Origin of the sequence: Shigella sp. FC1967 (assembly GCF_001743005.1) — a bacterium.
Lineage (GTDB): Bacteria > Pseudomonadota > Gammaproteobacteria > Enterobacterales > Enterobacteriaceae > Proteus.
In genome coordinates, this window is record NZ_MIIZ01000974.1 from 1 (window position 1) to 1529 (window position 1529).

The window sequence follows — 1529 nt, forward strand, 5'->3', positions numbered from 1 at the left end:
GCCTCGATGTGCTTGAGGCCATTGATATTGGGAATGTCGGTGGTCTCGAAAACCTCAAGGAGTTCCTCCAGATACGTAAAGCCGGTTGGGACAAAGACCTTCCGGTAAAAGGTGTCCTTCTGGCCGGTGTACCTGGTGGTGGTAAATCGCTGACGGCAAAAGCCGCTGCCGGTGTACTTGGCACTACCTTGGTTCGCCTGGATATGGGCCGTTTCTATAGCAAGTATCTCGGTGAAACCGAGCGCCAGTTCAATCGTGCATTGCAGACCATTGAGCAGATCGCACCCGTTGTTGTGTTGATTGACGAGATGGAGAAGTTTTTTGGTAATGCCGATGGCGAACACGAAGTATCCAAGCGCCTGCTGGGCTCTTTCCTCTACTGGCTTCAAGAGCGCAAGAAGAAGATCTTCATTGTGGCGACGGCCAACCGGGTTCAGTCGCTGCCTCCTGAATTGATGCGAGCTGGCCGCTGGGACCGAGCATTCTTCATTGATCTGCCAAGTGTGGCTGAGCGCCAGAAGATTTTCGAGATCCACCTCGCCAAGCAGAAGGCCAACATCGCCGCGTTCGATATGCCTACGCTACTGCGTACCACCGAGGGATACACCGGGGCAGAGATTGAACAGGCCGTCATTGACGCGATGTATCTGGCGAACGCTCAGGACAAAGAGCTCAACAATGAAGCGCTGGTGGATGCGGTCACTCGCATTACCCCGACCAGTGAAACTCGCCGAGAAGACATCAACCAGATTCGCAGTTTGCGGGATCAAGGCTTCTATCCGGCCAATAACTTCGATGTTCAAGAGCAGAATGGCTCTGGACGAAAACTCGCCATCGAGGACTAAGCGATTAACTTTGTCATGCCGGAACACGGCATGCCCCCCGAAACAACTCAGGAGTGATGAGATGAGCCATATCGTAAAAGGCAAGGTGCAGGTCGCCTACAAAGACAAAGAGCTGCTGTTGAAGGCTCTGGAGGGAGTTGGCGTCGTTGTTGAAAACGAAAAGCTATACCGCGTGGGCGCTGGCTACACCTTCGAGAAATACCCGATTGTTCTGATCGACCAGAACAACAAGGAGCACCGGATTGGCTACAAGGAAAAAAACGGTGTTTGGGAGCAGTACCAGGAAAACTACGGCTCTTATGGCCGCTGGACGCAGCAGGCAAGCAGCAAGGTGCAGGATCGCTACATTGCCTTCCACTACGAGCAGCAGTTGAAAGAGGAAGGTTTCAGCGTGACAGTGAAGCAGCATCACGATGGCACTTTGGAACTGGAAGCTGAGGAAGCTGTTTGGTAATAGCGCCAAGGCAATCAGATTGGTTGAACTTAACGACGAGGTGACAAAGTGAAAAAAGTAAACATCAAGATCAAGGGCGGCAAGATTGCTGCCGATTTCACGGGATTCCAGGGTAAGACCTGTGAAGCGCTGGAGCAGCGTATTCGCCCGGAAGAGCTCGAAGTCGAAGAAAAAGAGCTGAAACCCGAGTACCACTTCAATGCTGGTCAAACCCAGCACGAAACGGAAAA

Annotated in this window: 3 protein-coding genes; all 3 read left to right on the forward strand. The window is 52.4% G+C overall.

The window, feature by feature from the left end; genetic code table 11:
• On the forward strand, window positions 1–845 hold an 845-nt coding region (locus BHE89_RS16935), incomplete at its 5' end, for an AAA family ATPase (protein WP_128860654.1).
• 61 nt (window positions 846–906) lie between these two features.
• Entirely contained in the window at window positions 907–1299 is a 393-nt protein-coding gene (locus BHE89_RS24390) for a hypothetical protein (protein WP_000018404.1), read from the forward strand.
• A gap of 48 nt (window positions 1300–1347) precedes the next feature.
• The coding region (locus BHE89_RS24395; RefSeq protein WP_128860655.1) for a DUF2997 domain-containing protein at window positions 1348–1529 on the forward strand (182 nt) is incomplete at its 3' end.